This window comes from Flavobacterium ovatum (assembly GCF_040703125.1).
Lineage (GTDB): Bacteria > Bacteroidota > Bacteroidia > Flavobacteriales > Flavobacteriaceae > Flavobacterium > Flavobacterium ovatum.
On record NZ_CP160035.1, the window covers coordinates 3545366 to 3571062 of the forward strand.

General features: G+C 34.9%; 20 protein-coding genes. 13 read left to right on the plus strand and 7 right to left on the minus strand.

Annotated features, from left to right (window positions below; genetic code table 11):
* Nucleotides 1–62 precede the first annotated feature (62 nt).
* Nucleotides 63–848 (plus strand): sulfite exporter TauE/SafE family protein, encoded by a 786-nt coding sequence (locus ABZP37_RS14775; protein ID WP_366183865.1) that lies wholly within the window; start codon nucleotides 63–65, stop codon nucleotides 846–848.
* A 668-nt stretch (nucleotides 849–1516) separates the two neighbouring features.
* Here ABZP37_RS14775 and ABZP37_RS14780 read toward each other — a convergent pair.
* From ABZP37_RS14780 to ABZP37_RS14805, 6 genes are all read right to left on the minus strand, one after another.
* Nucleotides 1517–1702, minus strand: coding sequence for a DUF2892 domain-containing protein (locus tag ABZP37_RS14780; protein ID WP_366183866.1), 186 nt, complete (start codon nucleotides 1700–1702; stop codon nucleotides 1517–1519).
* A gap of 217 nt (nucleotides 1703–1919) precedes the next feature.
* Nucleotides 1920–5117: an efflux RND transporter permease subunit gene (locus ABZP37_RS14785; protein WP_366183867.1), complete on the minus strand. Its 3198-nt coding sequence runs from the start codon at nucleotides 5115–5117 to the stop codon at nucleotides 1920–1922.
* 80 nt (nucleotides 5118–5197) lie between these two features.
* Nucleotides 5198–6280: an efflux RND transporter periplasmic adaptor subunit gene (locus tag ABZP37_RS14790; RefSeq protein WP_366183868.1), complete on the minus strand. Its 1083-nt coding sequence runs from the start codon at nucleotides 6278–6280 to the stop codon at nucleotides 5198–5200.
* A gap of 21 nt (nucleotides 6281–6301) precedes the next feature.
* Nucleotides 6302–7618, minus strand: a complete 1317-nt coding sequence (locus ABZP37_RS14795) for a TolC family protein (protein WP_366187547.1) — start codon at nucleotides 7616–7618, stop codon at nucleotides 6302–6304.
* Nucleotides 7619–7981: 363 nt separating this feature from the next.
* Nucleotides 7982–9073 (minus strand): cytochrome d ubiquinol oxidase subunit II, encoded by a 1092-nt coding sequence (cydB, locus tag ABZP37_RS14800; protein WP_366187548.1) that lies wholly within the window; start codon nucleotides 9071–9073, stop codon nucleotides 7982–7984.
* A 62-nt stretch (nucleotides 9074–9135) separates the two neighbouring features.
* Nucleotides 9136–10467, minus strand: coding sequence for a cytochrome ubiquinol oxidase subunit I (locus ABZP37_RS14805; protein ID WP_366183869.1), 1332 nt, complete (start codon nucleotides 10465–10467; stop codon nucleotides 9136–9138).
* A gap of 179 nt (nucleotides 10468–10646) precedes the next feature.
* Between ABZP37_RS14805 and ABZP37_RS14810 the strand changes: the two genes are divergently transcribed.
* The 12 genes from ABZP37_RS14810 to ABZP37_RS14865 all read left to right on the plus strand — a co-directional run bounded on the left by ABZP37_RS14810 (nucleotide 10647) and on the right by ABZP37_RS14865 (nucleotide 21097).
* A complete protein-coding gene (locus ABZP37_RS14810; protein WP_366183870.1) occupies nucleotides 10647–12068 on the plus strand; it encodes an MBL fold metallo-hydrolase in 1422 nt (473 codons plus the stop codon).
* Nucleotides 12069–12109: 41 nt separating this feature from the next.
* Nucleotides 12110–12499: a DUF202 domain-containing protein gene (locus ABZP37_RS14815; RefSeq protein ID WP_366183871.1), complete on the plus strand. Its 390-nt coding sequence runs from the start codon at nucleotides 12110–12112 to the stop codon at nucleotides 12497–12499.
* On the plus strand, nucleotides 12492–13322 hold the full coding sequence (locus ABZP37_RS14820; protein WP_366183872.1) for a methyltransferase domain-containing protein: 831 nt from the start codon (nucleotides 12492–12494) through the stop codon (nucleotides 13320–13322). Before ABZP37_RS14815 ends, ABZP37_RS14820 begins: the two co-directional genes overlap by 8 nt.
* Nucleotides 13319–13528: a hypothetical protein gene (locus tag ABZP37_RS14825; RefSeq protein ID WP_366183873.1), complete on the plus strand. Its 210-nt coding sequence runs from the start codon at nucleotides 13319–13321 to the stop codon at nucleotides 13526–13528. Before ABZP37_RS14820 ends, ABZP37_RS14825 begins: the two co-directional genes overlap by 4 nt.
* Complete coding sequence (trxA, locus tag ABZP37_RS14830) at nucleotides 13518–13823, plus strand: thioredoxin (RefSeq protein ID WP_366183874.1); 306 nt, start codon at nucleotides 13518–13520, stop codon at nucleotides 13821–13823. Before ABZP37_RS14825 ends, trxA begins: the two co-directional genes overlap by 11 nt.
* Before the next feature lie 190 nt (nucleotides 13824–14013).
* The gene (locus ABZP37_RS14835) at nucleotides 14014–14607 is read left to right on the plus strand and encodes a TetR/AcrR family transcriptional regulator (protein WP_366183875.1); all 594 of its coding nucleotides are present in this window, start codon (nucleotides 14014–14016) and stop codon (nucleotides 14605–14607) included.
* Complete coding sequence (locus ABZP37_RS14840; protein ID WP_366183876.1) at nucleotides 14604–15857, plus strand: TolC family protein; 1254 nt, start codon at nucleotides 14604–14606, stop codon at nucleotides 15855–15857. The genes ABZP37_RS14835 and ABZP37_RS14840 overlap by 4 nt, the downstream gene beginning before the upstream one ends.
* Before the next feature lie 14 nt (nucleotides 15858–15871).
* Nucleotides 15872–16765, plus strand: a complete 894-nt coding sequence (locus ABZP37_RS14845; RefSeq protein ID WP_366183877.1) for an HlyD family efflux transporter periplasmic adaptor subunit — start codon at nucleotides 15872–15874, stop codon at nucleotides 16763–16765.
* Nucleotides 16766–16946: 181 nt separating this feature from the next.
* Nucleotides 16947–17864, plus strand: a complete 918-nt coding sequence (locus ABZP37_RS14850; RefSeq protein WP_366183878.1) for an ABC transporter ATP-binding protein — start codon at nucleotides 16947–16949, stop codon at nucleotides 17862–17864.
* On the plus strand, nucleotides 17861–18586 hold the full coding sequence (locus tag ABZP37_RS14855) for an ABC transporter ATP-binding protein (protein WP_366183879.1): 726 nt from the start codon (nucleotides 17861–17863) through the stop codon (nucleotides 18584–18586). The genes ABZP37_RS14850 and ABZP37_RS14855 overlap by 4 nt, the downstream gene beginning before the upstream one ends.
* A 253-nt stretch (nucleotides 18587–18839) precedes the next feature.
* On the plus strand, nucleotides 18840–19946 hold the full coding sequence (locus ABZP37_RS14860) for an ABC transporter permease (RefSeq protein WP_366183880.1): 1107 nt from the start codon (nucleotides 18840–18842) through the stop codon (nucleotides 19944–19946).
* Nucleotides 19947–19972: 26 nt separating this feature from the next.
* Complete coding sequence (locus ABZP37_RS14865) at nucleotides 19973–21097, plus strand: ABC transporter permease (protein ID WP_366183881.1); 1125 nt, start codon at nucleotides 19973–19975, stop codon at nucleotides 21095–21097.
* On the opposite strand, the gene ABZP37_RS14870 is transcribed toward ABZP37_RS14865, so the two are convergent.
* Complete coding sequence (locus ABZP37_RS14870) at nucleotides 21094–25614, minus strand: PAS domain S-box protein (protein ID WP_366183882.1); 4521 nt, start codon at nucleotides 25612–25614, stop codon at nucleotides 21094–21096. The genes ABZP37_RS14865 and ABZP37_RS14870 overlap by 4 nt on opposite strands.
* Between the last annotated feature and the right edge of the window lie 83 nt (nucleotides 25615–25697).

Below are 25697 nucleotides of genomic sequence, written 5' to 3' on the forward strand. Positions count from 1 at the left end.
AATGTAATAAATGTTACCGTTCTCCAACAAAATCCGCCTCAATTTTGTAAAAAACAATAGTAATGGAATATTTGGGATATTTTGCATCAATCATTATCGGACTTTCATTAGGATTAATTGGTGGCGGAGGCTCTATTTTGACGATTCCTATTTTGGTTTATTTATTCAAAGTCGACCCCGAATTGGCGACTAGCTATTCTCTGTTTATTGTTGGTGCAACCTCTTTATTTGGAGGCTACAACCACTACAAATTGGGTAACCTTAACATCAAAACAGCCATTTACTTTGCTGTTCCCTCAGTAATTTCGATACTCATAATTCGTGAAGTCATTTTTCCGCAAATCGCAGCCACCTTATTTACCGTTGCATCCTACGCTGTCTCCAAAAATTTATTGATTATGATCGTGTTCTCCATCTTGATGATTGGAGCGTCAATTTCGATGATCAAAGACAAAAACACAGTCGTCAAAAATCCCAAAACCAACTTCGTACAACTCGGCATCATTGGTTTTTTGGTCGGAATCGTAACGGGTTTTCTTGGTGCTGGTGGCGGATTTTTAATTATTCCAGCTTTATTGTTTTTCGCCAATCTCCCAATGAAGCAAGCCGTTGGAACCTCATTATTGATTATTTTCATTAACTCCGCTATCGGTTTTGCAGGTGATTTATACATTGGCACTCCTGTAGATTACACTTTTCTACTCGAAATCTCCGGAATCGCTTTTATTGGTCTCCTAATCGGAGTTCAACTTTCCAAAAAAATTGATGGTAACAAACTAAAACCCCTCTTTGGTTGGTTTGTACTCGTAATGGGAATTTATATTATTACCAAAGAAATTTTCTTTTAAACAATACACTTTATTTTTTAACCCTTCGAGGGTTTTAAACCCTCGAAGGGTTGTTGGTCGCACAACATTAACAAACTAAAATTTCGGCTAAAGCCTAATAAAACCTGTTCCTTAGCAATCGGGCTAAAGCCAGATTCTATTGATATGAAAGCTTAAATGAATCCGCTTCTTTCTCTTCTACTGAACTTTAATTTAAATTGTAAAAAACATAAATTAATGAAACTCTGACAGCTTCCAAAATCAATTGCTTCCAGCTTTAGCTGGATGTTCAAAATATAGCATAACACAAAAGGCTTTAGCCCCAACATTTTGGTACTAAAGCCTTTCTTGTAATTAACCCTTCGAGGGTTTAAAACCCTCGAAGGGTTGGTTATTAATTCTTAACACCAAATTTTGACAATATAACTTCGAGCAAACACCATTTTGTAAAAGCATTTTGTAATAAATTGACTCCTACAAAAGCAATCGGGCTAAAGCCCGATTCTATTGATGCTTAAACTATAACAACAGTTAAATAACTGCTAAAAGACCAAGAATCAATTGCTTCCAGCTTTAGCTGGATGTTAAAAAATGCAACATAAAAAAGGCTTTAGCCAAATATACATTTCAGCTAAAGCCCTTTCTTGTAATTAACCCTTCGAGGGTTTAAAACCCTCGAAGGGTGGTTATTAATTCTTTACGTTAAATTTTGACAAGATATCTTCGAGTAAACACCATTTGGTAAACGCATTTTGCAATAAATTGACTCCGACGAAAGCAGCTAACCAAAGCCAATTTTCGTTTACAAAATGAGCCAGTAACAAACTTGTTATTATAAATGTACCCGCAATTCCTCTAACCATTCTATTTTTCATATTATTTTGTTTTTAAAATAGTTAGCCAAAGGAAAGTTTTCCTTTAGCTAACTATTTGATGTTTTTTCCTTTTAAATTAATGTCCTTCTCATCACAATCTTGCGTGAAGGATAGTAGTGAAAATCCTTTTTTGGGGCCTTTTCTGCCCCAAAAAAGATTGTAACGGATAGCCTGACCCGCGTTTTTCAGCGGGGCACGCCCAAAATATTTTTATTTTCTAACTATTTTGCTCCCATTTTTTTCTTTCGGTAACGTAGTAAATCAAAGGCACTACCAACAAGGTTAGGACTGTGGAAACGATGGCTCCAAAGACTAACGAAATCGCCAATCCTTGAAAAATTGGGTCAAACAAAATGATAGATGCTCCGATAACTACGGCTCCTGTGGTCAATAAAATTGGGGTTGTTCGCACAGCACCTGCTTCGATAATGGCTTCTTTTATCGGAATTCCTTCGTTCAAACGGATTTCGATAAAGTCAATTAGCAAGACGGAGTTTCGCACCATGACGCCGGCGAGGGCAATCATTCCGATGAACGAAGTTGCGGTGAAAAATGCGCCTAGCAACCAGTGTCCAAGTACGATTCCGATTAACGATAACGGAATTGCCATCATCATGACCATTGGCGTTTTGAAATTTTGGAACCAACCTACAATTAGCATGTAAATAATCACGATTACGACCATAAATGCAACTCCCAAATCACGGAAAACCTCCAAGGTAATTTGCCATTCTCCATCCCATTTTACGGTAAAATCGCTTTCGTCGCTGGGTTGTTCCATGTACAATTCGTTGATTTTGTAGCCTTGTGGCAACTTCATTTTTTGCAATTTCTCTTCCATTCCCAAAATCGCATACACCGGACTTTCCAAAGCTCCCGCCATGTCGGCAGTGACATAAACCACTCGTTTTTGGTCTTTTCTATAAATCGTTTTTTGCAACGTATTTTTCTGCACTTTTACCAAATCGCTTACGGCAACGACATTGCCTTGACTCCCCTTGATTTTTAGGTTCTGAATGTCTTGCAAAGATGTTTTGTCTTTGTCATCTAACGAAAGTACGATTCCAACACCATCACTAGACGTTTCGTCGTATAGGTTTGAAATTGGATATTCTTTCAACAAATACGTCAAATTCCCTACGACTTGCTGTGGTGCAATTCCGTTGAGCATGGCTTTTTCTTTATCCACTACCAATTGGTACTCGATTTGGTTGTCTTCGGTCATCCAATCGACATCTACGATTCCGTCAGTATCATTCAGGATTTTTTTGACTTGATTGGCAACTTCGATTTGTTGTTTGTAATCTGGCCCGTAAATCTCGGCAACCAAAGTAGACAATACTGGAGGTCCAGGTGGTACTTCGATAATCTTCACATTGGCACCATATTTTTTAGCAATTTTCTGAATCTCAGGACGAACGATTTTGGCAATATCATGACTTTGTAAATCACGTTCTTCCTTGTGCAACAAGTTCACCTGAATATCGGCCATATTGCTACCACCACGCAAATCATAATGACGCACCAATCCGTTGAAAGTAATTGGCGCCGACGTACCCACATAATTTTGATAGTTTACCACTTCTGGAACCGTAGTAAGATACTGAGCAATTTCTTTGGTTACGGCTGCGGTACGCTCCAAGGTTGTTCCTTCGGGCATATCGACTACGACTTGAAATTCGTTTTTATTATCGAAAGGCAACATTTTGACCAAAACCGATTTGGTGAAAAATGCTAATACCGAAATCAACAACAATACACTCGTTACGGCAATAAGAACGTTTCTTTTTTTGCTGCTATCCAACAAAGGACGTTCTAGTTTATTGTATATTTTATAAATCCAATTGGTCTCTAGACCTTGCTCGGATTTGTGTTCTTGGTCTTCTTTTTCTTGAAGTAAATGATAGCCCAAATAAGGCGTTACGGTCAAAGCAACAAACAAAGACAATAACATCGCAATTGAAGCCCCAATAGGCATTGGACTCATATAAGGCCCCATCATTCCAGATACAAACGCCATTGGCAAAATTGCCGCAATAACGGTAAAGGTGGCTAGAATGGTTGGATTTCCAACTTCGTTGATCGCATAAATCGCCGATTCCATAAAGGACAATTTCTTCATTTTGAAGTGCCTGTGCATGTTTTCGGCAATGATAATACTGTCATCAACTACAATTCCAACCACGAATACTAGGGCAAAAAGGGTAATTCTATTTAACGTATAACCTAACAAATAATAGGCAAATAAAGTCAAGGCAAAGGTCAATGGTACCGAAAAGAATACCACCAAACCACCGCGCCATCCCATAGCTAAAATCACTAAAAAAGTAACGGCTATAATCGCAATACCAAGGTGCAGCAATAACTCTCCTACTTTGTCTGAAGCTGTTTCTCCATAGTTACGAGTCACTTCGACATGAATATCATTGGTGATAATGGTTTTCTTTAAAGTCTCAATTTTATCAAGGATTTTTTGCGAAATTTTCATCGCATCGGCTCCTTTTACTTTTCCAATCGAAATGGTCACTGCAGGATATTCCGACTTGTCTTTAGCGTAATTTTCGTTTGCTTTTCCGTATCCAAAAGAAACATAACTGCTGGCCGTTGCTGGCCCGTCTTGAATGGTAGCTACTTGCTTTAAATAGACTGGCATGTTGGAATGTACGCCAACTACGAGACCTTCGATATCTTCGGGAGTTTTCAAAAATTCTCCTGTGGTTAACAAATATTCTTTGTCATTATTTACAAAACTTCCTGATTGTGAGCTACCATTATTCGCCTGAATCATTTGCATAATGCTCAACGGGTCGATACCACTTTCGGCCATTTTGTCTTTGTCCAAAACTACTTTTACAACACGGTTTCTACCACCAATTTCTTTGGTAATCGCTACGTCTTTTACTTTCTCAACCTCCGAAGTTACTTCTTCGGCGATTTGTCGAATTTCGTAATCGCTTTTGGTTTCGCTCCAAAGCGTTAATCCTAACATCGGAACATCATCAATAGACCTTGTTTTGACCATGGGTTTGTACACCCCTTGCGGAAACATTCCTTCGTGTTTTGACAATTCATCGTACAATTTAACATACGAACGCTCCACATCTTGACCAACATAAAACTGAACAATTAGCATGGCTTGACCGTTCATGGCCATACTGTGCACATGCTCTACTCCTTTGATATTCGTTAGAATTTTCTCCAAAGGTTTGATGACTCTACTTTCTACCTCAGATGGACTTGCCCCTGGATAACCCACCATGACATCTGCCATTGGGACGTTGATTTGTGGTTCTTCTTCTCGCGGAATTAAAAATGAACTGTAAACACCTATAATCATCAATCCCACCATTAATAAAATCGTTAACTTGGAGTTGATAAAAAAGTGGGCTATTTTACCTGATATACCTTCTTGCATAATTTTTTATTTAAAAGTTTTTATTATCATCAGTTTTCAATTTTTTGCGACTGAAAACTGCGACTTAAAACTATTTATTTTTACTTAATACTAACCTTAGCTCCGTTGTATAATTTCCCTTCGGCATCTGTAATGTATTGCTCATTGGAGGTTAATCCCGATAATACTTCTACATCACCTCCAAATGTTTTACCTATTCGCAACCATCTTAGAATTGCTGTGTTATTGGCAATGGTATAAATTCCTGTCAATTGTCCTTTGTGGACCAAAGCAGTCAACGGAACCAAAACGCGGTCGGTGCTTGCATTTAAGCTTTTATTACTAGAAGTTGTTTCGAATTGAACATTGACAAACATTCCTGATAAAATAGATTTATCCATTTTGTCTAAATTGATTTTTACCAAATATTGAGCCCCTGTATTTTTGGAAGATAAACTCACTGCAGATACTTTTCCCGAAACTTCTTTGTTCAAAGACTTGATGTTTACAGTCACCTGCATATTATTTTTAATAGCAGTAATGTCACTTTCGGAAACCATGACTACCACTTGTAATTTTGAAACTCCTTCAATACTTACCAACGGCATTCCTGGGCTAGCCATGTCTCCTTCTTTTACAAAAGTATTGGTTACAACACCTGAAAAAGGAGCTGTGATATTGGCATAATTAAACTGTGCCATCACTTCGTTTCGCATTTGTTTCGCTCCTTCAAGACCTGCTTTTGCCATTTCGTAACGTGCCGTCATATCGTCTAACTCTTTTGGAGAAGCACTTTGTTGCTTGAACAAAGCCGAAAAACGGTCGTAATCTTTTTTGGCATTTTTATAAGCCGCTGTTGCTTGTAAAATAGAAGCATCCACTTGTGCTTTTTTGGCAGATAAATCGGCACTGTTAATAGTAACCACTACTTGTCCAGCCTGCACATTTTGCCCTACTTTGACATTCAATTTAGTAACATTCCCCATCATTCTAGTGCTTAGATCGGCACTGTTCATGGCTTCTACTTTTCCGCTGGCTGTGATAAACTCATTATTTCCATCAGCCACGACAGCTGCTGTTTGTACAGTAATAGCGGGTTCACTTTTTATTTCTTCTTTTTTTTCCTTACCACATGAAACTAAAAATAATGAGGTGATGGAAAGTATTGCGATTGCTTTTTTCATGTTCTTGTCTTTAAAGTATTTTTAGTTTGTTAAAAATTGTAGGTAGTGTTGTGTGAAGTTGTACTCAAAAATAGCTTGTAAATACTCCAATTCTTTTTGAATAGTTTGCGTTTCTGATTGTAACATATCTGTCGTTTTTTCTAATCCTTGTTGGAAACGATTTTGTCGAATTCTATAACTTTCTTCTGATTGCTCCAATGCCAATTTTGACAGATTCACTTTGTTGAAAGCATCACTTAATTGTCGGTTGGTTTTGTTTAATTCTAACTGACTTTGCGCTTTGTATTGTGTTGATTCGATAATTGATTTTTGAGCATCGGCTTTGGCTTTTTCTTCTTTTCCGATTGATTTGAAACCGTCAAAAACCGTCCATGATAATTGCGCACCTACTAAATATCCTTTGGCAGATGTACCAAAAATATTCTTATCGTACATTTGATAACTTCCAAAAGCATTGAAACGTGGTAAGAAACTCATTTTTGTCGATTTCCACATATTATCATAAGCTTGAACCGACATATCCATCGCCATCAAATCTTTACGACTGCTAGGAACCATTGCATTTGTTGCAGTTACTTGAATGGTGTTTTCTAATTCTTCGCTAGGTTTATAGATTTTGCCTTGGTTGTTTTCGTTTAATAAATAAGCCAAATAATCGGAAGCGTTTTGCACATTGCTTTTGGCATATTGCAATTGATTGGCGATTTCGTTAACTCTAATTTCGACACTCAAAACATCTGTTTTCTGCAACAAACCTTGATTAAAATAATTTTGAATCAGTTGTAAATTGGCTTTGGCCGTAGTATTGGCTTTGGTCAAAACAGTTACTGCTTTGTATGCCAATTGCAATTGCATATAGGATTTATTGACTTCCAACGAAACGTATTCTTTGGTGCGTTGTGTTTGCAAATCCATGGCATCCATTTTGTATTTGGCTGCTTTTCTTTCGTAAAATCCATCCATGTTGATGATGGGTTGTTGGATTTCGATTTGGGTAGCAAAATTTTGTGTACTTGACGGATTATTGAGCAAAGTTGGATTGAAATCATTAGCCGTCAATATCGCTTGATTCAGTTTGGAACCAAAAGCCATCAAAGGATTTGTAGTTAAGATTCCGGTGTGACTAGCGGTAATATTTGGCAAATATAAAGCTCTCGATTGCTTGTAATCGGCTTGTGCAGATTGGTGCGCTTTCTCGGCAAGTTGTACTTGTAGATTTGCTGTAGAAAGCTTTGCTATCAGTTCGTTTTTTGAAATGGACAAGGTGTCTTGCTGAGCAAATCCAAAAAACGAACTCAGTACTATTCCGGTTATAAATGTGTATTTTTTGCTGTTCATCATTTTTTTGTTGAATTATAAGGCAAAAATAGAGCGGATAAAAAGCCTGTACAGTTACAAATGTTACACTTGGTAAAAAAACTTATCGAAATGTGTGATAAACTGACTTAGAATAGTACGCGGATGAAACGGATTCGCTATCGCGAAGACGCAGATAAAAACGGATTTTTTTCTATTTTGTAAGCATCAAAAAAGCCTTAACTTTTAACAAGTTAAGGCTTTTGATTTTTTTTAATTCCTAGTTATCTCTTGTGTAGCTTGCGTGAAGGATTGAAGCGGCATCCTTTTTTGGGGCTTTTTCTGCCCCAAAAAAGATACAGCGTAAAGCCTGACCCGTAGTTTTTACGGAGGGGCACGCCCAAATTAATGTTCGCCGTACCCAACGTCATCCATTTTGCCGCTGAATACTTTGTATTGAATGACAAAATAGCCAATAACTAAAACGAAGGCGATGGCAAACCAATACACCCCAACGGATAGCGCATAAGGCTCGTTGGCTACATTATATATCGTTAAGGATGGGTTGACACTATTGGTTGAAGGCAAGACTTCTGGAAAAATAGAAGCAGTGGTAGATGTGAATCCGCCTACTAAGAAAAGGGTCGAAAATATAAATCCTGTGATGTCTTTTTTGAAGGTTTTGATTTTGAATAACCCAAACAATCCCACAAAAGTGATGAGTGGAAAAATGAACAGAATTGGGTTTTCGATAAAATTATGAAAGGGTTCTTTCTCGATAATGTGCCAAACGGAAAGCGATACAATCACTAGTCCGAGGAGTACAAAATTGAGTTTGTAGATAACGTCTTTTAGTTTTGGATTCAGGTCCGAATTGGTTTTGTAGATAATCCAATTGGCGCCGTGAATCATCAAAGCAACCACGCTCACAACACCCAAAAAGAGGGTGAACCAGTCGATAATTCCGAGTTCTGGACTCTGCGGACTCAAACTGTCATTCCATAACGGGAGAAAGAAATAATGTGGTTCTTGGGTCGAAACACCATTTACAACCATGCCCAAATTTACGCCACGAACAACGTTTCCTAATGCCATTCCGAAGAACAATGCCAATAATAAACTTGCGATCCCAAAGGCTTTGTCCCAAACGGCTTCCCACATGTGGTGGTGAAATTGTCCGCGTAATTCTAAGCCGATCGCTCTAAAAATAAGCAACCACAAAATCATAATCAGCGGTAAATAAAACCCACTGAATGAGGCAGCATAAAGGGTCGGGAAAGCGTAAAATAGAATTCCGCCACCAGCGATTAACCAAACTTCGTTGGCATCCCAAAAAGGACCAATGGCGTTGGTGATTGCTTTTTTCTGTTTTTCTGTTTTGGCAAAAAATAAATGAATAATTCCTGCTCCAAAATCATAGCCATCGAGCACTACATAAGTCCCCAAAATAACGATTAATACGATATACCAAAAGAATTCCATAGCGAGATAGTTAATTTATTAACAATTTTTGATTAACGATTTTTGATTTCCTTGAATTTGCAATCCAAAATCATTTTTTACTTTTCTGTAGGTTCGGGTCCTGAGTAAATTATTTTACCAACCAGAATAGCATACAACATTCCGAGTAAGGCGTACAAGCCTACAAATCCCATCAAGGTAAACAAGGTATTTCCTGAGGAAACCGTTGGTGAAGCTCCATCTGCAGTGCGCAACATATTGTACACCAACCAAGGCTGACGTCCCAATTCGGCTGTGTACCAACCGGTGATATTGGCAATGTACGGAAACGGCATCATGAACATAAACGACCACAGTAACCATTTGGTCTGAAATAATTTACCCCTACTTAACTGAACGATAGCCAATAATGTCATTCCGATAAACAAAGTTCCCAAACCAACCATGATGTGATAGGCGTAGTACAAACCTGAAATATTGGTTGGATGCGTATCTTCCGGAAATTGATCAAGTCCTTTGACTTCTGTATCCCAGTTTCCGTAGGTTAGGAAACTCAAAACATTGGGTACAGCTATTTTATTATCTAGTTTTTTATCTTTTACATCGGGTTGCCCTATTAGTACAATCTCTGCCCCTTTTTTCTCAGTATGAAAAATTCCTTCCATGGCCGCAAAGGTTACGGGCTGGTATTTCACAACGTTCTTCGCCAGTAAATCTCCTGTTGGCATGGCTACGATTATACTCGAAATAAGTCCAAAAACTACTCCTGTTTTCAAGAACAATTTCCCGTAGGACACGTTGCGATTGTTCAAAATATAAAAAGCTCCAATTCCGGCCACGACAAACGAACTCGTCACCATAGAAGCGGCTTGATTATGTAAATATGATGGCCAAACCCACACATTGGTAAACAAAGCGCTAAAATTGGTGAGGACAAATTTTCCGTTTTCTAGGACTTCATACCCCACTGGGTGTTGCATCCAGGAATGGGTTGCGATGATTAAATACCCACTTGCCCACGAACCCAAACAGATTAGTAATCCGGTTACAAAGTGCCATCGGTGTCCAATAATCTTTTCAGCAAAAAGAAACATCCCTAAAAAAGAGGATTCTAAGAAAAAAGAAAACATCCCTTCCATGGCCAGTGTCTGCCCGATAATTCCGCCCGTAAGTTCTGAGAATTTTGCCCAATTGGTTCCAAATTGAAACTCCATCGGAATCCCAGTAACCACTCCCATCGCAAAATTAAGTGCAAAAACACGCATCCAAAAATGGGTTGCTTTGTTGTAATGTGGGTCGTTTGTTTTGAGAAACTTATATTTAAAATAGACTACAATTAACGAAAGTCCCATTGTCAATTGTGGAAACAAATAATGAAAGGTTATGGTAAACGCAAACTGCATTCGGTCATAAAAGAGCATTTCTTCCATAGGAAAAGATTTTATTTTTGGCACAAATTTAACCCAAAGAGTTAAAAAACCCTATTTAAACAACTCCTAAATTTTATTTATTTTTTCATTCAAAACAATTTACTCTTATGTAACTTTAGTCACTGTAATCCTAAAAAGCATACCGTATCTTTGTATTAATAATTCTAAAAAACAGTACAATGCAAATTGAACAAATATATACCGGTTGTCTAGCACAAGGAGCTTACTACATCACTTCCAACGGCGAGGCGGCTATCATTGACCCATTAAGAGAAACACAACCGTACATTGACCGTCTTGAAAGAGACAAAGTAAAATTGAAATACGTTTTTGAAACCCATTTTCACGCTGATTTTGTTTCTGGACATGTTGATTTGAGCGAAAAAACAGGAGCGCCAATTGTTTATGGACCAAATGCTAATCCCGAATTTGACGCTATTATCGCTACAGATAATCAAGAATTCAAAATTGGTGATATTACTATCAAAGTTTTGCACACACCAGGTCATACGATGGAAAGTAGCACTTACTTACTATTAGATAAAAACGGAAAAGAACACGCTATTTTCTCTGGCGATACCTTGTTTATTGGCGATGTAGGTCGTCCTGATCTAGCACAAAAAGCCGCTTCGATGACGCAAGAGGATTTAGCCGGAATTTTATTCCACTCACTACGTGACAAAATTATGACTTTGCCAGACGACGTGATTGTATATCCTGCACACGGAGCAGGAAGTGCTTGTGGAAAAAACATGAGCAAAGAAACCGTTTCGACTATTGGCAACCAAAAAGAAACTAATTACGCCTTGAGAGCCGACATGACCGAAGCCGAATTCATCAAAGAAGTAACGGACGGACTATTGCCTCCTCCCGCTTATTTTGGAATGAACGTAGCCATGAACAAACAAGGGTACGAGAGTTTTGAAACCGTACTAAACAACGGAATGCAAGCCATAAATGTAAGTGATTTTGAGGCCATTGCCGAAAATTCAGACGCTTTGATTTTGGACAGTCGCGACAGTCAACCTTACTCAGAAGGACATATTCCGCAATCCATCAACATTGGTATTGACGGGAGTTTTGCACTTTGGGTGGGCGAATTAATTATCGATGTCAAGCAACCAATTATCCTGGTTACAGAGGCTGGTCGTGAAGAAGAAACCGTAACTCGTTTAAGCCGCGTAGGTTTTGATAATTTACTAGGACATTTAAAAGGTGGTTTTGAAGCATGGAAAAATGCCAAAAAAGAAACCGATACCGTACACCGAATCACAGCTACAGCTTTTGAAAAAGAAGTAAAAATTGGCGAAAGCAAAGTAATCGACATCCGTAAAGAAAGTGAGTACAAAGCCGAACATGTAGAAGATGCTTATTTGAGACCACTAGCAAACATCAACGATTGGATTGAAGACATCAACCCAAAAGAACATTTTTACCTTCATTGTGGTGGAGGCTACCGTTCCATGATTGCGGCTTCGATTTTACAGTCCAGAGGTTTTAGAAATTTCACCGAAATAGATGGTGGTTTTGCAGCAATTGCTAAAACTGATTTGCCTAAAACTGATTTTGTTTGTCAAAGTAAAATTTTGAAAAAGGATTAAAAAAACGTATTTTTAAGGTTGCTATTTCAAAAACATAATTTATGATTTCTTTATCAAAGATAGATTTTGCAAGATTGTTAAAATTTAGGCGGAAAGTAAAAGAAAATGAACCTTCAGTGAGACCTAACAAGGTAGTAGAAACTTTAAAAAAGGATTTAATACTAAGAGAACAACTTGCTTTGCAACGTACCATATTAGCCAATCAAAGTACTTTTTTAGCTTTTCTACGTACTTCTATGTATTTTTCTATTGTAGCTTTAAGTGCTCGTAATTTACTTCAAATAGAAAATAGTTTATTGGTTGAGATTATATTTTTTATAATCTCTGGGTTTATTTTGCTTTTTGGTATTATTAATTTTTTTCGACATAAAAGAATGATTAAGAACAACAGAAAACACATAGGAGACTATCAACTACAATATCATGAATAAAGAAAAATGCTGCACCATTTCTTGCGAAAAACCCTTGGATCAAGACTATTGGGACGCTCAATACAAAGCCAATAGTACGGGATGGGATTTAGGTTGTGTTTCACCTCCAATTCAATCTTATATCAATGCGTTAACAAATAAAGAACAAGCTATTTTGATTCCAGGTTGCGGAAATACGCACGAAGCAGAATATTTGTTGCAAAAAGGTTTTTCCAATGTAACAGTAATTGATATTGCTCCTACATTAGTTGAGATCCTAAAACAAAGATTTAAAGTCAATCCCAACATTAGGATCGTTTTAGGAGACTTTTTTGAACATCAAGGTAAATATGATTTAATATTAGAACAAACATTTTTTTGTGCTTTACCACCTTGGATGCGACAAAAATATATTTGGAAAATGCACCAACTTTTAAATACAAACGGAATATTAGCAGGTGTATTGTTCAACAAAGAATTTGAATCAGGCCCTCCATTTGGTGGAAACCAAAAAGAGTATGAACATCTTTTTAAAAATGCTTTTGAACTAACGTCAATAGAGACCGCTTGTAATTCAGTGCTACCGAGAGCCAATTGTGAATTAGCTTTTAAGTTTAAAAAAAATAATGAAGTTGTTGTAACGCTTTATTCGATTGAAGGAATCACTTGTAAAGGATGTAAAGAAATCGTTATCCAAAAGTTTTCTGAAATAAATTCCATTTTAAATGTCAGCATGAACAACACCTTTACGTCTATTTTAATAGTTAGTAAAACCGAAATTCAACTAACCGAATTGCAATCTATTATTGCTAATGACGGTAACTATAAAATAACAAAATTATGAAAAATATAATATTCAATAATTGGCATACTATGCGCTGGATCCGTTTAGCTATTTCTCTATTTCTGATCCAACAAACGATTCAACATCATGAAATATTATTCGGATTTATGGCTGCATTTTTTTTATTCCAAGCAGTATTCAACCGAGGATGTGGTTTGAATAGCTGCACAATTCCAACTTCTAAAATTAAGAATCATGAACAGTAATTTTAACAACATTATCAATTCAGACAAACCTGTATTAATTGACTTTTTTGCCACTTGGTGCGCACCTTGTAAAACACTCAGTCCTATACTTAAAGAAGTAAAAGACAGTCTAGGTGAGAAAATTACCATTGTAAAAATTGATATCGATAAAAACCCTTCAGTAGCGAGTAAATACCATGTCAGAAGTGTTCCAACAATGATTTTATTTCAAAATGGTGAACAACTCTGGAAACAATCAGGAGTGTTAGATAAAAACGAAATCATTACTACAATCGTTCAAAAAGCTAAAATTTAAACATTCAAACAAACCACTAATAACTAGGATTTTGAACATTAAATTAAAAAGTGAAAATTGAACTAAAAACAACAAATTAAAACTATAATTATTTAGTTTTTTTTAAAAGATTAAAATTAAAAAAAGTAACCCATTACTTTTTTTTCTATCTTTGTTAACCAAATGGTTAAACTGATTAGTTAAATACGAAATGAACACTGAAGAAAAAATATTTGAAGCTGCGAAAGTTATTTTTCATAAAAAAGGATTTGCTGGAGCACGTATGCAAGAAATAGCAGATGAAGCAGGTATCAACAAAGCCATGCTACACTACTGTTTTAAAAGTAAACAGGTATTATTTGAAGCCGTATTCAAAAAAGCTTTTAGTCAATTGGCTCCACAAATAAATACAATCTTTACTTCAGAGAAAAGTTTGTTTGAGAAGATTACAGAATTTACCCAAAGCTATATTTCGTTTGTTATTGAAAATCCATTTTTACCGGCGTTTATTATTCAAGAAATGAACAACAATCCTGAATTTGTAATGTCATTTATGAAAACTGAAAACAGGCCAAACCCCACTGTTTTAATTACACAAATTGAAAGCGAAATTGAAGCAGGAACGATTAAAGCAATCAAACCCAAACAACTATTATTGAATATATTTTCATTAACTGTTTTTCCTTTTGCCGCACACATGTTAGTCAAAAGCATGCTACATCTTTCGCCTGAAGAGTTCCTTCAAATGATGGAAGAACGCAAAACAACTATTGCACAACAAATTATTAATTCGATTAAAAAATGAAAAAAACACTCCTCCTTTACTTGATCATTTTTCCTTTTTTCTCCTTTGGGCAACAAATCCTAACACTCGAAAACTGTTATGATTTGGCAACCAAAAATTATCCAACAGCCAAGCAAAATGATTTGCTATCTCAAAAATCAGCTTTAGAAATTGAAGCATTAAACACCGGAAAATTACCTAAAATTGATATTAATGCACAGGTAACCTATCAATCGGAAGTGACACAATTACCTATCAAATTACCCGATTTGACCGTTACACCGCCCAACAAAGACCAATACAAAGCCACTTTAGATGTGCAACAGTTGATTTATAACGGCGGTGTGATCCAAGCCAATACCGACATAAAAAATGCACAAACCAAGACACAACAGCAACAACTAGAGGTGAGCTTGTACCAACTCAAACCAAGAATCAATCAATTGTATTTTTCAGTTTTACTGTTACAGGAAAAATTTAAAATCTTAAAATCAAAGCAAGATCAACTTTTGGTAAAAATCAAAGAGATAAAAACGGGGGTGAAATTTGGTGCACTCCTTCCTGCCTCTGAACAAGTTGTAGAAGCCGAAAATTTAAAAATAAAACAACAGTTGATTGAGATTGATTTTGACCGAAAAAAAGGACTCGAAAACCTAGCGTCGCTCACCTACTCGACTATTGATAAAAACACCCAACTGGCTTCTCCTTCGATAAAAATAAATAGTGTAGTAGAAAATAATCGTCCAGAATTGAAATTGTTCGATTTCCAAACAGAACAACTAACCGCTGCCAAAAACGGAATTACAAAAGGCAACTTACCCAAAGTAAACGCTTATGGACAAGCAGGATACGGAAACCCCGGTTTGAATATGTTGGACAACTCTTTTCAGCCTTTCTACATGGTTGGTGTTAAAGCGAATTGGAATGTTTTTGATTGGAATAAATCCAAAACAGAAAAACAAGCTTTGACGGTTTCAGAATCTATCATTGCAACCGAAAAAGAGACCTTTTTACTGAACACTCAATTACAATTGCAAGAAATCGATTCAGACAGAAACAAATTGGAAGCTATTATTGCTACTGATAATGAAATTATTCAACTGCGGGAATCAATTTTAAAAACTACTGACTCTCAATTACGTAACGGCGTCATCACCAGTTCTGATTATATCATTGAGATTACCAATTTATTTGAAGCCAAAACACTTCAAAAAACACACGAAATTCAGCTCGCACTAGCACAAGCAAATTACCAATTAGTAAAGGGTTAAAATAAAAATTGACAATGAAAACATATATAACAATGAGAAAAATAGTTATTTTAACACTAACATTCAGCTTTTTGGCTTGTTCCAAAAACGATGACAAAGCCGATGGTTATGGAAACTTTGAAGCTACTGAAATCACGGTTTCAGCTGAAGCAAATGGACAAATCAATTACCTCAATGTAGAAGAAGGTTCAGTTCTAGAAGCTAACACTACTGTTGGATTGATTGACACCACGCAATTGTATTTTAGCAAACAACAATTGAAAGCTTCGATTAACACTGTCACGTCCAAATCTGCAAACATATTGTCTCAAAAGAGCATTTTACAGCAACAACTAAATACCACTACTATTGAGCAAAAAAGAATCCAAAATATGTTTGCAGAAAATGCCGCTACGCAAAGACAAGTAGATGAAATCAACGGACGTGTAAAGGTATTGCTAGAGCAAATGAAAAGCATTGGAACTCAAAATGCTCCTATTGCTAATGAAACCAAATCGATTGAGGTACAAATTGAAAAAATTAACGACCAAATTGAAAAAAGCAAAATCATCAACCCTGTTCAAGGAACAGTTTTAGCAAAATATGCTGAAGCCAAAGAAATTACGGCTTTTGGAAAACCAATTTATCAAATCGCAGATCTTTCTGAAATGACTTTGAGAGTGTACCTCAGCGAAACACAATTGCCTCAAATAAAAATAGGGCAAAAAGTAACTGTAAAAATTGATGGTAAAAAGGAAATGAAATCATATAACGGAACTATCTCATGGATTGCCGCTCAAGCTGAATTCACGCCAAAAACAATTCAAACCAAGGAAGAAAGAGTCAACCTAGTCTATGCCGTGAAAGTGAAAGTAAAAAATGATGGTAGTTTAAAAATTGGAATGCCCGCAGAAGTGTGGATACCGTAAACCATTTTTTATCTAAATTAATTTAACAACAAAGAGAATACAAGGTTTATAAAACTTTTTTGAAATTATTTTTTGATTAACGAATAACGATTTTTGATGTAATCGGTGAAGATGACGTTATTATTTAAATTGCCTTTTGACATTACAATTGATTTTAGATTTTTTTTTAATTCACAAACACATGAGTATTCTTGTACAAAATATTTCTAAATCTTATTCTTCTACCCTAGCCGTGGATAAGGTTTCTTTTGATGTAAATGAAGGAGAATTATTTGGTTTAATTGGTCCAGATGGCGCTGGGAAAACCACGGTTTTCCGAATTCTGACAACGCTCCTACTTGCTGATGAAGGAATTGCAACGGTTACAGGATTTGATGTAAAGGAAGAATATAAAGCCATTCGGAATTCCGTTGGATATATGCCTGGTAGATTCTCCTTATACATGGATTTGACTGTAGAAGAAAACCTCACTTTTTTTGCCACTATTTTTGGGACTACTATCAAACAAAATTACGATTTGATTCATGATATTTATGTTCAAATCGAGCCTTTTAAAAATAGACGTGCTGGAGCTTTATCTGGTGGAATGAAGCAAAAACTAGCCTTATGTTGTGCTTTAATACATAATCCAAGTGTACTTTTTTTAGATGAACCTACCACTGGAGTAGATCCTGTTTCTCGAAAAGAATTTTGGGAAATGCTTCAACGTTTAAAACAAAAAGGCATCACAATACTAGTCTCAACTCCTTACATGGATGAAGCAGCTTTGTGTGACCGAATTGCCTTAATTCACAAAGGGAAAATTTTGCAAATTGATAGTCCGCAACATATAATTGACAGTTTTACTAGAACGATTTACAATGTTCAAACTAAAAACATGCACCAATTGATTGAAGATTTAAAACAATATTCAAGTCAACATAGTGTATTTGCTTTTGGTGAATACGTCCATTATATGGATCAAAAAACCGACTTTTATCCTGAAAAACTTTCAAATTACTTAAAGGATAAAAACCATTTAGATATTAAAATTGATATAGCCAATACAACGATTGAAGATGTTTTCATGGATTATACTGCACAAAAAACCACAAGATGAAAATCATAGAAGTAAAAAACCTCAGCAAAAAATTTGGTGATTTCACGGCAGTGAATTCCATTTCGTTTGATGTTAAAAAAGGAGAGATTTTCGGTTTCTTGGGTGCCAATGGTGCTGGAAAGACGACAGCTATGAAAATGTTGATCGGGATTTCAACTCCCACGGAAGGCGAAGCTTTAGTAGCGGGATTTGATGTGAAAACACAAACGGAATTAGTCAAAAAAAGCATTGGATACATGAGTCAAAAATTTTCAATGTATGATGATTTAACACTCAAAGAAAATATCACATTTTTTGGTGGAATCTATGGATTAAGTCGAAAACAAATTAAAGAAAAAACAGCACAACTTATTACTGACTTGGGCTTAGAAGATGTGGCGAACAAACTCATTAGTGAATTACCGCTAGGATGGAAACAAAAACTATCCTTTTCAGTTGCTTTGTTACATGAACCCAAGATCGTTTTTCTAGACGAACCCACAGGTGGTGTAGATCCTATTACCCGCAGGCAGTTTTGGGAAATGATATACGCTCAAGCTGCCAAAGGTACCACGATATTTGTGACCACACACTATATGGATGAAGCGGAGTATTGTGATCGGGTTTCGATCATGGTGGATGGAAAGATTGAAGCATTGAATACTCCAAAGAATTTAAAAGCTCAGTTTGGTGTGAATAGTATGAATGCTGTGTTTTTGAAATTAGCCAGAAATATTGAATAGGAATAAGAAATGAGAATAGAAACAAGCGTAAAGATTGAAAATCTACGACCATATATGACATCCGTCTTTATTTTTTTTTAATAGATTCGTGCCATTTTTTAAGGCATAAAATATAGAACACTATAACCAATTTGTGTAATATGAGTTTGCTTGTTTTTAATAGATTAGTGGGAGTTTGTAAAATTAGTGTTTGCTTTTATTAAAACACAACGGTTAATAATAAATACTATCAAACAGTAAGAATTAGAATAATATGAAAAGATTTAGAGGTTTTGTACAAAAAGAGTTTTACCATATTTTCAGAGATAAGCGTTCTATGTTTATTCTTTTTGGGATGCCTATTGTCCAAATTATGCTTTTTGGTTTTGCCATTACTAATGAAATCAACAATGTCAATATTGCGATTCTAGATCATGCAAAAGACACCGAATCGAAAGAGATTGTAAACAAAATAAATGCTTCAAAATATTTCCATATTCTACAATCTTTAAAAAGTGAATCTGAAATTGAATCGATTTTCAAAAAAGGCCAAATTAAGGCAGTTTTAGTTTTTGAACCTGATTTTGCTAAAAATAGAGAAACAAAATATGTTGGAAAAATTCAAGTAATTTCAGATGCAACTGATCCTAATATTGCGAATTCTATCACAAATTATGTGAATGCTATTTTACAAAATTATGCTATTGAGAAAAATAGCAGTAATCAAGCATCCCCTTTAATACAAACGCAAACTCAGCTGTATTATAATCCAGAACTCAAAGGCGTTTTTACCTTTGTCCCTGGCGTAATGACAATCATTTTGATGTTAGTTTCAGCCATGATGACCTCAATTTCTATCACACGTGAAAAAGAATTAGGAACAATGGAAATTTTATTAGTCTCCCCTTTAAAACCTTTTCAGGTGATTATAGGCAAGGTATTCCCGTATATTTTCTTATCGATAATCAATGCTATGATTATTTTATTGTTAGGTTATTTTGTCTTTAAAATGCCAATGCAAGGAAACTTATTTTTATTAGCTTTTGAAACTGTTTTGTTTATTGTTACAGCATTATCACTAGGTATTTTAATTTCAACCATTTCAAACTCACAGCAAACTGCCATGATGATCTCACTAATGGGACTGATGCTCCCGGTAATCATATTATCGGGGTTTATATTCCCCATTTCAAGTATGCCATTACCCTTAAGAATAATTAGCAACATCATCCCTGCCAAATGGTTTATCATCATACTTAAAGCTATTTTACTAAAAGGAGCTACTCTTAGTACGATTTGGAAAGAAACGGCAATTTTATTAGGGATGACTATGTTTTTCATGGGATTAAGCATTAAAAAATATAAAATCAGACTGGAATAATTTTAAATAATTAGTACAAAAAAATTATGAAAACAATATTATTCATCATACAAAAGGAATTTAGACAAATATTTAGGAACAAAGCCATGTTGCCTATGTTGTTTATCATGCCCTTCATGCAATTATTGATCTTATCAAATGCTGCTAGTTTTGAAGTGAAAAACATTGCTTTTTCATACATCGACAACGATCATTCTTCTTCCTCCCGAGAGTTAATCAGTAAATTTGAAGCATCACCTTATTTCAACGTTAAAGCCTCTTATCCATCGAAAAAAGAAGCCGTACTCGATATGCAGAAAGGAAAAGTATCCGTCATCGTAGAGATCCCTCAGAATTTTGAACAAAATATGGTTAAGAACCATAAATCAATGCTTTCAGTTGCTATTGACGCAATTGATGGTGCCGCTGCAGGGGTAGAAAACGTATATATTTCTCAGATTGTTTCTAATTATAGCCAAAACATACAAACTACATTATTACAACACAATAATGGGAGCTTTATTGTACCCAAAAACATACTTGTAATCCCTTCTTTTTGGTATAACAAAACCTTAAATTATAAAACCTTTATGGTGCCTGGCATCTTGGTTTTATTAGTTACAATGTTATCTCTTTTCCTTTCATCTATGAATATAGTCCGAGAAAAAGAATTGGGAACATTGGAACAGATTAATGTAAGTCCTATACAAAAACACCAATTTATCATTGGAAAATTATTTCCGTTTTGGATTATTGGATTGGTTATTTTAACAATTGGATTATTGATTGCTAAACTAGTATTTGATGTTCCTATGTTAGGTAATATTGGGTTGATTTACTTATTCACTACTGTTTATTTATTGGTCGTTTTAGGTATTGGCTTATTCATATCCAATTATACAGAAACCCAACAACAAGCCATGTTTATTGCTTGGTTTTTCATGGTAATTTTTATCCTAATGAGCGGACTTTTCACCCCAATAGAAAGCATGCCTAACTGGGCACAGACGATTACATTATTCAACCCTATTCGGTATTTTGTTGAAATTATTCGTTTAGTACTATTAAAAGGAGCTACTTTTTCTGACATAAAGATTCAATTCTTAATTATCTCCTTATTTGCTCTTTGCTTAAATACAATTGCCATTTGGAGTTACAAAAAAACTAATTAATTACTACACCATTTCACTAACATTTGCTCTAAATCTAAGAAAATAATAGGCTTAGATAAGTAATCATTCATACCAAATTGAAAACATTTTTCTTTCTCACCTACTAATATTCCGGCAGTCAAAGCAATTATCGGAACATTAGCGTATGATTCTATCTTTCTAATTTCATCAGAAGCTTCATAACCGTTTTTTATAGGCATTTGAATATCCATAAAGATGACATCTATTTGTTTAGATATACATTTCTCTATAGCCTCTAAACCATTATAAGCTTCAAGTATTACACAATTAGGCATCACTTTTTTGATTAATATTTTAGCCAAAAGCATATTAATTTTATTATCTTCAACTAATAAAATAGTTTTGGAACTTAATATTTTTAAAACTGGAGGGGGCACATTACCTGTTTCATTTTTATTTTGAAATACGCTCTTAAAACGTACCGAAAAAAAGAAATCACTACCCACACCAAATTTTGATTTTAATTCTAACTTACTTCCCATTAATTCCAATAACTGATTGGAAATTGCCAATCCTAAACCTGTTCCTCCAAATTTTCTACTAGTGGAGTTATCTTCCTGTACAAATGAATTAAAGATTTTACTATTATTATATGATTTAATACCAATTCCTGTGTCTTTTACTGAAAAATGAATGTTCGTAAAATCATTATCGCCCGCTACTTTTGGATAAACCATCAATCTCACCTCTCCAAGTTCTGTGAATTTCAGTGCGTTACCCATCAAATTAACCAAAATTTGTTTCAATCGAACGGCATCTGTCAATATAAGTGGTGGAATATTTTGATCAATATCTAGCACTAAAGCTATATTTTTTTGATTAGCTTGATGTTTAAACAAATCAATAATCTGATTACATAATTCTACAAGATTAACTTCATTAACCTCCAATTCTAGATTACCTGATTCAATTTTAGAAAAATCAAGAACATCATTAACAATCTGCATTAAGCTATTGGCTGATTCATTAATTGTAGTCAAATATTCTTTTTGGTTTTCAACAGAATCAGAATCTATCAACAAATGAGAAAAGCCTATAATTCCATTTAAAGGCGTTCTAATTTCATGACTCATATTAGCTAAGAAATCTGTTTTTGCTCTATTTGCTGCTTCAGCTTCTTCCCTAGCTTTCGTGATTTCATTTTCCATTAGCTTTTGTTCTGTAATATCAATAAAGCTAATTACTATTTCATCAATTTCTCCATTCTCATTCCACAAAGGAAAACCATTAACTAAAACCCAAACTATCGAATTATTCTCAGGGTTTTTGAAAGCTGTTGTTAAATTTTTAATCGATTTATTGGTTCTTATTATCTGGTTTACTGGATAATTATCAAAAGGAATCTCTTTTTGATGGTGATCTATAAAAATCAACTTTGATACAACTTGCTTCAAAATTTCTTTATTCTCAGCATCAATACGAAACAACTCCGAAGCTTTATTATTACTCATAATAATAGATTTATCAGGACTGAATACAATAATTGCAGCATCTAGATTCCCTAACAAACCCCTATATCTTCTTTTGCTTTTTACTAGTGATTCCTCTATTTTTTTAGTTGGTGTAACATCTCGCGAAAGACATATGAAATTAGTTTCAGTAAAATCCTTATTCTCTAATGTTGACATGGAAAGTTCAAACCAATGTTTGCCACTAGGTAGTTCTAACCAATATTGTTTACCTGTAGAATAACCTTTTTCAAAAGATTCATTTATAGCCTCTTCACATATTTTTGCCGCTTGAGGGGGTAATATTTCACTGTATTGTTTTCCTAAAAATTGTTCTGAGGGAACGGTTAATAATTCATCTCGATGAGAATGATAACTTTTAATAATTCCATCTCCACCTATTTCAAATAATAAGTCAGGAAGTGCATTAAGCACCCCTTCTAATTTTTTATTTACCTCTCTAAACTCTTCTTCTGTTTTCTTGAGTTCAGAAATATCCAACATTGAGCCCAAAATTCGAATCGGTTTTCCTGACTCATCTCTAATGATGACATCTCTTTCATAAAAGAAACCATAATTCCCATCTTTTTTCAGAAATCTAAATTCTGATGCCCAATAATTCAAATTTTGTTCGATAACATCCTCGAATGATTTAATTATTCTCTCTCTATCTTCAGGATGTAACCTAGAGCGCCATAACTTTTGATTCTCTTGTGCAGTGAAGTTATCATCATAAAAACCTAAAATTTCATTATAACTCTTATTGTGCCAGCTTTTACCACTTACTAAATCTAATTCAAAAACGATATCATTTGTAGTTGAAGTAATTTTTTCAAACCTTAAATTGTTTGTCCTTATTTCTACTTCTGCTAATTTTATTTCTGAAATATCAGTTAAACTACCGATAAAGCCTACCACCTGATTCAAAGAATCTTTTTCAGGAATTGCATTTCCTAAAACCCAAATAATTGTTCCATCAGATTGTACAAAACGAAATTCTTTAGATTGCTCTTCTCTTTGATCAATTAAATCATTCCATAAATTAACGACACACTTTCTATCATCAATGTGCACTGCTTTTATCCAATCACAATTTTTAAAATCTTCAAATGACAAACCAGACATTTGCTTCATATTAGAACTAGCATAGGTAATCATCCCGTCTAAATTAGAACGAAAAATCCCAACAGGTGACACTTCCGCTAGGGTATGATACCTTTGCTCACTTTCTATTAACTCCTTTTCGACATTGATTCTCATTGCTTCTTTATCAAATAACTCTAAAGCAAATGCAACATCTCCTGTAGCCTCTTCAAGTAAAGCTTCTTCTTCTTTATCAAAAAAATCAACTTCATCTGAATAAAAGACAAAAACCCCCACAACAGATCCAAATTTCTTAATAGGAAGCGACATCAAGGAACGGAAATCACGTTTTAAGGCTTCTTCTCTCCATGGAGCCATAGTTGGATCAGTAGCAATGTCATTACAAAAAACGATTCTACCTTCTCTTAAACTTTTCCCTACAGGCCCTCTACCAAGGGGAATATCACCAATAGTGATCGTTTTTAAAATCTCTAAATACCCATCGTCAGCTCCAGCTGACATCTGTGGAATAAATTTTTTGGTGTCTTCATCCAGCAAACCAATACAGGCCATTTTAAACTTACCTAGGTCTACAGCAATTTCACAAGCTTTACTGAACAATGTTTCTTGATCAGTTGTTTGAACAATCATTTGATTGATTTGGCTAATAAAAAAATATAGACGACTGGCTTTTACTATTTTTTTATTAGCATTCACTTTTTCAGTGATATCAGTGATTATTCCATGACAAATAACCGTGCCTTCAGGTTCCAAATCTGGTAATGAGTTGACTTCGTGCCAAAGCATGCCTTTTACTGGATGGTAATAACGGTATTCATGCCTTAAGGGGACCAACTCAGATTTAGCTTTATGGATTTTACTCATTAACGCTGTGATATCCTGAGGATGAATGGACGAGAAAATCAAATTAGGATCTTTATCAATTTCATCATAGGTAAAACCACAAATCGTTTGTATAGCCTTACTTGCATACGGAAAAGATAATGAATCGTCTAGATTCTGTCTCATGGAATAAATCATTCCTGGTGAAGTAGCAGTAATTTTAAGAAACTTATCACGCTCAATAGTTAAAGCATTGGTGATTTTTAATTTTTCAGTTACATCTCTTATGTTTACAATAATTCCTTCAACAGCTACATCACCCAGTTTATTAATCATTGAGCCCTCTAGCCATATATAATTCCCGTGCTTGTGTTTCACTTGTATTAAAATAGGAACTAACACATCAGGACTAGCAACGGATTCTTTTATTTTATCAGCTAAATATTCCAAATAATCTGGATGAACATATTCTTCTGTCGAAATCCCTTCACGTTCTTCATGTGACCAACCTGTAATTCTAGCAGCTGCAGCACTCCTGAAAACCAAATTCATATTTTTATCAATGATCGAAATAATTTCGTCATTATTTTCAACTAAAGCCCTGAATCTTTTCTCACTTAATTCTAGTAGCTCTTTATTTCTCTTTTGGATAGTAATATCTTTAAAAAACACAGAAATTCCGTCGAGTGAAGGGTAGATATGATTTTCAAACCATAAATCAAGTGAAGGATAATATTCTTCTAAGTAAGCATATTCTTGATTTTTAAATGCTGTATGATAAACCTCGTAAAAAGGTAACTCTTGGCCCAAAGGAAATACATCCCAAATGCATTTACCAATAATTTCTTTTGGATTAAATTCTAAGTACTCTCCCGCTTTTTGATTTATATAGGTATAACACCAATTTGAATCTAGTGCAATAAACGCATCTGTTATTCGCTCAAAAAAAGTATTTAGGATTACCTCTCCATCTTTATTATTATCAAAAACGGTATTGTCTTTTTGGCTATTTTCAATACTAGAACTCAGTTTTTCTTTTTCATTATACAACCCATCAATAACTAACTCTAGTTCAGCTATTTTTAATTGTAATTCTTCGTACGTAGGTTTCACTTCATCCATAATAGATAACTTATATTGTAATCAATCCCCTATATCCTTAAACAATAAATATAATATATTTTTATTAAAAATAACAGTTTTTA

Coding starts and splice junctions, on each gene's coding strand:
- ABZP37_RS14815 (WP_366183871.1), top strand. CDS start 12,110: ATGATTTCTTTATCAAAGATAGATTTTGCAAGATTGTTAAAATTTAGG.
- ABZP37_RS14850 (WP_366183878.1), top strand. CDS start 16,947: ATGAGTATTCTTGTACAAAATATTTCTAAATCTTATTCTTCTACCCTA.
- ABZP37_RS14785 (WP_366183867.1), bottom strand. CDS start 5,117: ATGCAAGAAGGTATATCAGGTAAAATAGCCCACTTTTTTATCAACTCC.
- ABZP37_RS14845 (WP_366183877.1), top strand. CDS start 15,872: ATGAAAACATATATAACAATGAGAAAAATAGTTATTTTAACACTAACA.
- ABZP37_RS14865 (WP_366183881.1), top strand. CDS start 19,973: ATGAAAACAATATTATTCATCATACAAAAGGAATTTAGACAAATATTT.
- ABZP37_RS14810 (WP_366183870.1), top strand. CDS start 10,647: ATGCAAATTGAACAAATATATACCGGTTGTCTAGCACAAGGAGCTTAC.
- ABZP37_RS14855 (WP_366183879.1), top strand. CDS start 17,861: ATGAAAATCATAGAAGTAAAAAACCTCAGCAAAAAATTTGGTGATTTC.
- ABZP37_RS14860 (WP_366183880.1), top strand. CDS start 18,840: ATGAAAAGATTTAGAGGTTTTGTACAAAAAGAGTTTTACCATATTTTC.
- ABZP37_RS14870 (WP_366183882.1), bottom strand. CDS start 25,614: ATGGATGAAGTGAAACCTACGTACGAAGAATTACAATTAAAAATAGCT.
- ABZP37_RS14780 (WP_366183866.1), bottom strand. CDS start 1,702: ATGAAAAATAGAATGGTTAGAGGAATTGCGGGTACATTTATAATAACA.
- ABZP37_RS14825 (WP_366183873.1), top strand. CDS start 13,319: ATGAAAAATATAATATTCAATAATTGGCATACTATGCGCTGGATCCGT.
- ABZP37_RS14775 (WP_366183865.1), top strand. CDS start 63: ATGGAATATTTGGGATATTTTGCATCAATCATTATCGGACTTTCATTA.
- ABZP37_RS14835 (WP_366183875.1), top strand. CDS start 14,014: ATGAACACTGAAGAAAAAATATTTGAAGCTGCGAAAGTTATTTTTCAT.
- ABZP37_RS14805 (WP_366183869.1), bottom strand. CDS start 10,467: ATGGAAGAAATGCTCTTTTATGACCGAATGCAGTTTGCGTTTACCATA.
- ABZP37_RS14795 (WP_366187547.1), bottom strand. CDS start 7,618: ATGAACAGCAAAAAATACACATTTATAACCGGAATAGTACTGAGTTCG.
- ABZP37_RS14790 (WP_366183868.1), bottom strand. CDS start 6,280: ATGAAAAAAGCAATCGCAATACTTTCCATCACCTCATTATTTTTAGTT.
- trxA (WP_366183874.1), top strand. CDS start 13,518: ATGAACAGTAATTTTAACAACATTATCAATTCAGACAAACCTGTATTA.
- ABZP37_RS14840 (WP_366183876.1), top strand. CDS start 14,604: ATGAAAAAAACACTCCTCCTTTACTTGATCATTTTTCCTTTTTTCTCC.
- ABZP37_RS14820 (WP_366183872.1), top strand. CDS start 12,492: ATGAATAAAGAAAAATGCTGCACCATTTCTTGCGAAAAACCCTTGGAT.